The sequence below is a fragment of the Streptomyces sp. NPDC057638 genome (genome assembly GCF_042800315.1).
In the GTDB taxonomy this organism is placed as follows: Bacteria; Actinomycetota; Actinomycetes; order Streptomycetales; family Streptomycetaceae; genus Streptomyces.
Genome location: NZ_JBHVHF010000069.1, coordinates 1 through 6,905 on the forward strand (window position 1 = coordinate 1; position 6,905 = coordinate 6,905).

General features: G+C 72.1%; 4 protein-coding genes and 1 pseudogene. 1 reads left to right on the plus strand and 4 read right to left on the minus strand.

Translation table 11 applies throughout. The features are described from left to right. The 4 genes and pseudogenes from ACFVIM_RS12795 to ACFVIM_RS12810 form a co-directional block, all read right to left on the minus strand. Window positions 1-117: pseudogene (locus ACFVIM_RS12795) on the minus strand (HAD family hydrolase); the annotation flags it as partial. A 65-nt stretch (window positions 118-182) separates the two neighbouring features. Then, window positions 183-1,658, minus strand: coding sequence for a glutamate--tRNA ligase (gene gltX, locus ACFVIM_RS12800; RefSeq protein WP_384300723.1), 1,476 nt, complete (start codon window positions 1,656-1,658; stop codon window positions 183-185). After that, complete coding sequence (locus ACFVIM_RS12805) at window positions 1,651-2,436, minus strand: fumarylacetoacetate hydrolase family protein (RefSeq protein ID WP_384300724.1); 786 nt, start codon at window positions 2,434-2,436, stop codon at window positions 1,651-1,653. The genes gltX and ACFVIM_RS12805 overlap by 8 nt, the downstream gene beginning before the upstream one ends. Window positions 2,437-2,824: 388 nt before the next feature. Beyond that, a complete protein-coding gene (locus tag ACFVIM_RS12810; RefSeq protein ID WP_384300737.1) occupies window positions 2,825-3,007 on the minus strand; it encodes a hypothetical protein in 183 nt (60 codons plus the stop codon). Between the two features lie 664 nt (window positions 3,008-3,671). Here ACFVIM_RS12810 and ACFVIM_RS12815 point away from each other — a divergent pair. Continuing rightward, window positions 3,672-6,905: nitrate- and nitrite sensing domain-containing protein (locus tag ACFVIM_RS12815; RefSeq protein WP_384300725.1), on the plus strand; the 3,234-nt coding region annotated here is incomplete at its 3' end.

Consider the following 6,905-nt stretch of genomic DNA (forward strand, 5'->3'; position numbering starts at 1 on the left):
GTCGTCTCCGTCGGCCAGGCCCTCGGCACGGACATGTGCGATGAACCCGGCCCGGTCAGCGGTGGCGTAGTCGAAGAGCGTGTCGTCGATGTCCCACAGGACCGCGCGTATCGGCATGGCCCGAGCTTAGGACGAGCCGTGTGGATCTTGCCCGTGCTTTTCGGCGCTCATGGGCACGGCGCTCAGGCCGCGAGCTTGGCCAGCGCCGCGTCGATCCGGGCGAGGGTGCGCTCCTTGCCCAGGATCTCCAGGGACTCGAAGAGCGGCAGCCCGACCGTACGGCCGGTGACCGCGACCCGGACCGGGGCCTGGGCCTTGCCCAGCTTGAGGCCGTGGGCCTCGCCCGCGGTGAGCACGGCCTCCTTGAGGGAGTCGGCGCTGCTCCAGTCCGCGGCCTCCAGCTTGGCGCGGGCCGTGGTGAGCAGCTCGGCGGAGCCCTCCTTCATCGCCTTCGCCCAGGACGCCTCGTCCTCGGCCGGCTCCTCCAGGAAGAGGAAGTCGACGTTGGCGGTGATGTCGGACAGCACGGTGAGCCGGGTCTGGGCGTACGGCGCGATGGCCTCCCAGGCGGCGCGGTCGAAGCGCTCCGGCGCCCAGGGCGCGAAGGGCGCGTTCAGCCAGGGCTCGCACGCCTCGGCGAACGCCTTCCCGTCGAGACGGCGGATGTGGTCCGCGTTGATCGCCTCGGCCTTCTTGAGGTCGAAGCGGGCCGGGTTGGCGTTGACGTCCGCGATGTCGAACCGCTCGATCAGCTCGGCGACGGAGAAGACGTCCTGGTCGGCGGAGAAGGACCAGCCGAGCAGTGAGAGGTAGTTCAGCAGCCCCTCGGGGAGGAAGCCGCGCTCGCGGTAGAGGTTGAGCGAGGCCTGCGGGTCGCGCTTGGAGAGCTTCTTGTTGCCCTCGCCCATGACGTACGGCAGATGACCGAAGGCGGGGATCGCCTGGGCGACACCGAGCTCGATCAGGGCCTTGTACAGGGCGATCTGGCGGGGGGTGGAGGAGAGCAGGTCCTCGCCGCGCAGAACGTGGGTGATCTCCATCAGGGCGTCGTCGACCGGGTTGACCAGGGTGTAGAGGGGGGCGCCGTTGGCCCGGACGATGCCGTAGTCCGGCACGTTCTCCGGGGTGAAGGTCAGCTCGCCCCGGACCAGGTCGGTGAAGGTGATCGTCTCGTCCGGCATCCGGAAGCGGACGATCGCCGGGCGGCCCTCGGCCTGGTACGCCGCGATCTGCTCGGCCGTGAGGTCACGGCAGTGGCCGTCGTAGCCGGAGGGGCGGCCCGCGGCGCGCGCGGCCTCGCGGCGGGCGTCGAGCTCCTCGGTGGAGCAGTAGCAGTGGTAGGCGTGGCCCGCCTCCAGCAGCCTGCGGGCGATGTCGGTGTAGAGGTCCATCCGCTGGGACTGGCGGTAGGGGGCGTGCGGGCCGCCCACCTCGGGGCCCTCGTCCCAGTCCAGGCCGAGCCAGCGCATCGAGTCCAGGAGCTGCTCGTAGGACTCCTCGGAGTCTCGGGCCGCGTCGGTGTCCTCGATACGGAAGACCATGGTGCCGCCGTGGTGCCGGGCGAAGGCCCAGTTGAACAGGGCGGTACGGACCAGGCCCACATGGGGGTTGCCGGTCGGGGAGGGACAGAAACGGACGCGGAAGTTCGCGTTAGCCACGCTTGATCACCTTGTTGGTGAGAGTGCCGATGCCTTCGATGGTGACGGCGACCTCGTCGCCGACGGAGAGGGGGCCGACTCCGGCCGGGGTGCCGGTGAGGATCACATCGCCCGGGAGCAGGGTCATCGCCTCGCTGACATGGACGACCAGCTCCTCGATGGAGCGGACCATGTCGCTGGTGCGGCCGAGCTGGCGCTGCTGGCCGTTGACCGTGCACTGGATGGTGAGGTCACCGGCCGCGGCCAGGTCGAGACCGGTCTCGACCCAGGGGCCGAGCGGGCAGGCGGTGTCGAAGCCCTTCGCCCGCGCCCACTGGTTCTCCCGGCGCTGGACGTCACGGGCGGTGACGTCGTTGGCGCAGGTGTAGCCGAGGATCACGTCCTTGACCCGCTCCCGGGGCACCTCCCGGCACATCCGGCCGATGACGACGGCCAGCTCGGCCTCGTAGTGGAGTTCCTGGGAGAAGGAGGGGTACTCGATGGCGTCACCGGAGCCGGTCACCGAGGTGGAGGGCTTGAGGAAGACCACGGGGGCGTCGGGGACGGTGTTGCCGAGTTCGGCGGCGTGCTCCGCGTAGTTGCGGCCGATCCCGATGACCTTGTTGGGGAGCACGGGCGGCAGGAGCCTGACCTTGCTCAGCGGGACCTTGGTCCCGGACAGTTCGAAGTCCGCGAACGGGATGCCCCGGATGATGTCGAGGACGGGCCCGTCGGGGCCGCCGCCCTCGACCGCGCCGAAGGCGACATTGCCGTCGATGGAGAACCTGGCGATGCGCACGGGATGCGGTGCCCCTTTGCTACTGCTGAACGCTGCTGGAGTCTGACGCTCCAGGCTAACGCGGCCGGGGGAACCGTCCGGGCCGCGGCTCCGGTCCGTACGAGGGGTCCGTACGAGGGGTCTGTGCGGGATGTCCGTGCGGGATGTCCGTGCGGGCTGCCCGTGCGGGTTGTCCTGACGGGCTGCCCGCGGGGGAGGCCGGTACGGGACGTCCGTGCCGGGAGGTCCCGTACGAGCGGCGCGGGCGGACGCGTACGGACGAACGGCGGGGGCGCGTGGTGGGGTGAACGGGCGGCCGGGCGCGGGCGCGTCAGCGCGGGACGGCGGGTCCGCCCGTTCGGGAGACTCCTGGGGCTCCGAGGACTCCTGGGGCCCAGGGAGGGCAGGCTCAGGAGGCGGGCGCGTCCATCAGGGTCGTACGGCGCGGGTTGGCCGTCTGGGTCGGGAGGTCGAGCCGGTGCGCGGGGAGCTCGGGAGCGGTCAGCTCACCGGCGTCCGCGAGATGGACCAGGGTGGTGCGACGGGGGTTGGCTATGGTGCGGACCACGGGCGTCGACTTCATCGGCGTCATCGGTTTCTCTTCCGGTCTCGGAGGGCGGGGACTGGCGTTTCAGTGGTGCGGCGGTGCGGCGCGTACGGCGGGCGGGCGGCACCGCGGAATACCCGTCAGCGGTGACCGGGAGCCGCCCGGTAACGCGATGGTTGACAGGATCCGATTGTTGTAAAGCGCCAGGCTAAACATCGGATTCCCCGGGAAAACCGGGGAAAGGCGGGGTACAAGGTGTGAGTTTCCTCACGACTTGGCGGTCAATTCGGTCATTTCCCTCCGCCATACCGTCGGAAAGAAACGGACATTGGCCGCTGAAGCTGTCATTCCGCTCCCGATCATGGCGACTGGGGCACCCGGGGTCGCTCGGCGACCCGTCTGGAAATGTCCCCTTCCTCCCCGAAATCCGCCTACCTCCCGTGATTCGGCGCTCACGCCGTGTCACTCGGATCACAGGCCGGTACTCGGCCCTTGTTGGAGATCCGGCACTGTGCTGGAATTCCACGCACCGCCGCGGTTCTCTGGCCGGCGCACAGGAGGCGCGACACAGCGCCGAGCGGCGGCGGGCAGGGGGACGGCGCCGGTTCACTCAACGACCACCGATGGGGTGCCAGATCGCACCCCGACAACGCCGACACCGTCCCGTCGCTCCTGCGACAGGACGCCTGGTCCAGAGGTTGCGACGCTAGTGCAGGGACGTTTCAAGAGGGATGGCAAGGGGTCTCCCCCGGCCCGCCAGGGCCGCGGGGAAGCTGCGGCGGAACAAGAGCCGCGTGGCGGGAACGCCCACGTCTCCTCCCCCCAGCACACCCACAACCAGGGTCCGCTGACGCCCGGTGAGCAGGCCGACCGCGGCGGACGCGGCAGAGTCGCCCCCACCAGCCCCACCCCGCCGTCCGCCGGCGCCCACACGCCCGGCGCCGGCGGTGGTCCCGGTGCCCCGGGTGGCTCCGGACCGGGTGGCTCCGGCGGCTCGGGTACCGACGGATCCCCGTCCGGCCCGGCGGCCAAGAACCCCACCGACCCCGGTTCCCGCATGGCCCTGCGGAACTGGCGCATCAGCACCCGTCTGGTCTCGCTGCTGACCCTGCCCGTGGTCGCCGCGACCGCCCTGGGCGGACTGCGGATCAACGAGTCCCTGGACCGGATGCAGCAGCTCGACCACATGCAGCTGCTCACCGACATGACGGAGGAGGCCACCAAGCTGGCCGTCGCCCTCCAGGAGGAGCGCGACCTCACGGCGGGCCCGCTCGCCAACGGCCTCCCCGCGACCGACTTCAAGGTCGACAGCTACCGCCAGGCCAGCAACCGCGCCGAAGACGCCTTCATGGAGGCGACGCGGGCCATCCCCAACACGGACAACGACGACACCGTCGAGTCCATCCGCTCCAACGCCAACCGGATCGCCACCCAGATCAAGCAGCTGGGCGAGATCCGCAAGACGGCGTACGCGGACGACCTCCAGCACTCCCTGACGGTCGACGCCTACCACCGGCTGATCAAGTCGCTGCTCGACCTCTCCGAGGAGATGGCGCAGGCGACCAGCAACCCCGAGATGATCAAGCGCACCCGCGCGCTGGCGGCCTTCTCCTCCGCCAAGGAGTTCGCCTCCATGCAGCGGGCGATCATCGCCGCCGCCCTGCCCGGCGGCGGTTCGGCCAAGGGCACGGGTCTGACCGCCAACAACCGCGCGGCCGGTTTCGCCGCCCTGACCAACGAGCGCGAGGAACTCAAGCAGTTCAACGCGGTCTACGAGTCCTCCGGTGGCGATGCCCAGGAGCTGACCCAGCCGCTGGAAAAGGGCAACACCACCATCACCGCGGCCAGCGAGTACGCCGACCGGGTGCTGAGTGACCCGAAGGGCTTCACGACCCAGAAGAAGCAGAACTACCTCGACTGGACCGACTCGTACAGCGTCCGTATCGACGCCATGAAGACCATCGAGGCCACCCTCCTCGGTGAGATGGAGTCCAAGGCGCGCGAGCTGCGCGAGGAGTCCCAGCGCGAAGCGATCATCAACGGTGCGCTGATCCTCGTCGTCCTCGGTGTGTCGCTGGTCGGCGCCTTCGTCGTGGCCCGCTCGATGATCCGCTCGCTGCGGCGGCTCCAGGACACCGCCACCAAGGTCGCCCAGGAACGCCTGCCCGAGCTGGTCAAGCAGCTCTCCGAGTCCGACCCGCAGGACGTCGACACCTCCGTGGAGTCCGTCGGTGTCCACTCCCGGGACGAGATCGGCAAGGTGGCCGCGGCCTTCGACGACGTGCACCGCGAGGCGGTCCGGCTCGCCGCCGAGCAGGCGCTGCTGCGGGGCAACGTCAACGCGATGTTCACCAACCTCTCGCGCCGCTCCCAGGGCCTCATCCAGCGCCAGCTCTCGCTCATCTCCGAACTGGAGTCCCGCGAGGCCGACCCGGACCAGCTCTCCTCGCTCTTCAAGCTGGACCACCTCGCCACCCGTATGCGCCGTAACGGCGAGAACCTCCTCGTCCTCGCGGGCGAGGAGCCCGGCCGCCGCTGGACCCGTCCGGTCCCGCTGGTCGACGTGCTCCGCGCCGCCGCCTCCGAGGTGGAGCAGTACGAGCGCATCGAGCTGGCCGCCGTCCCCGCGACCGAGGTCGCCGGGCGGGTCGTCAACGACCTCGTGCACCTGCTGGCCGAGCTGCTGGAGAACGCGACCTCGTTCTCCTCCCCCCAGACCAAGGTCAAGGTCACCGGTCACGCCCTGCCCGACGGGCGGGTGCTGGTCGAGATCCACGACACCGGTATCGGTCTCTCCCCCGAGGACCTGGCCGCGATCAACGAGCGGCTCGCCTCGCCGCCCACCGTGGACGTCTCCGTCTCCCGCCGCATGGGTCTGTTCGTGGTCGGCCGCCTCTCGCTGCGGCACGGTATCCGGATCCAGCTGCGGCCCTCCGACTCCGGTGGTACGACCGCGCTGGTCATGCTGCCCGTCGATGTCGCCCAGGGCGGCAAGAAGCTGCCCGGCCAGCCCGGCGCGGGCCGTCCCGGCATGCCGCCGGGTGGTGCTCCGGGCGGCCGTCCCGCCGTGCCCGGCGCCCCCGGAGGCGCCGCGCTGCCCACCGGTGGCGGGCTGCTGGGCGCCGGTGCTCCCCCGCGCGGCCCGTCCGGCCCCGGCCAGGGCCGTCAGGGCGGTGGCCTCGCGGGCGCCTTCGGCAACCGCGGCGCCCAGAGCGCCCCGCCGCAGGGTCCCGGTGGCACCCGTGGCCCCGCCGACCGCGACCGGCCGCTGCCCGCGGGCCCGTCGGGCGGCGGCGCCCCGCGCACCGAGCTTCCCGGCCGTCCCGGCGGCGGCTCCGCCCTGCCCGCCGACGCCCCGCGCGGCCATGAGGACCGTGGCCCCGCGCCCGCCGGTTTCGGTGGTACGCAGCCGTCCGGCCCGCAGCAGAACGGCGCGGCCGGTGGACCGTTCGTCCGGCCGGATGTCTTCGGTTCCCCCTCCGGCGCCAGCGCCGCCGACCCGTCCGCCCAGTTCCCCCCGCCGCCCAACGGGCCGCGCGGGCGGGGACCTGCGGGCCCCGGACCGTTCCCCCGTACGGGACAGGGTCCCGGCTCCGGCCGTGAGGCCGGTGAGGGCCAGCGCTTCGGCCAGCCCATGGCGGACCCGGAGGCGACCGGCGCCCTGCCCCGGGTCGACTTCCCCGCCCCGCCCGGCTTCCCGCAGTCCGGGCCGCAGGGCCCGCGCGGCGGTACGGGACAGCCCCCGGCCGCCCCGGGCGGCGGTGGCGACTTCGGCCGCCCGGGCGCGCGGGGTCCGCAGGCCACGGGAGAGTTCGCCCGGCCCGGCGGCCAGCGGCCCGACGCGACCGGCGCCTTCCCGGCTCCGGCCGTGGGCCAGGGTCCCGGCAGCGGACCGTCGCCCCAGCCCGGAGCGTTCACCCGCCCCGAGGCCCAGGACCCGGCG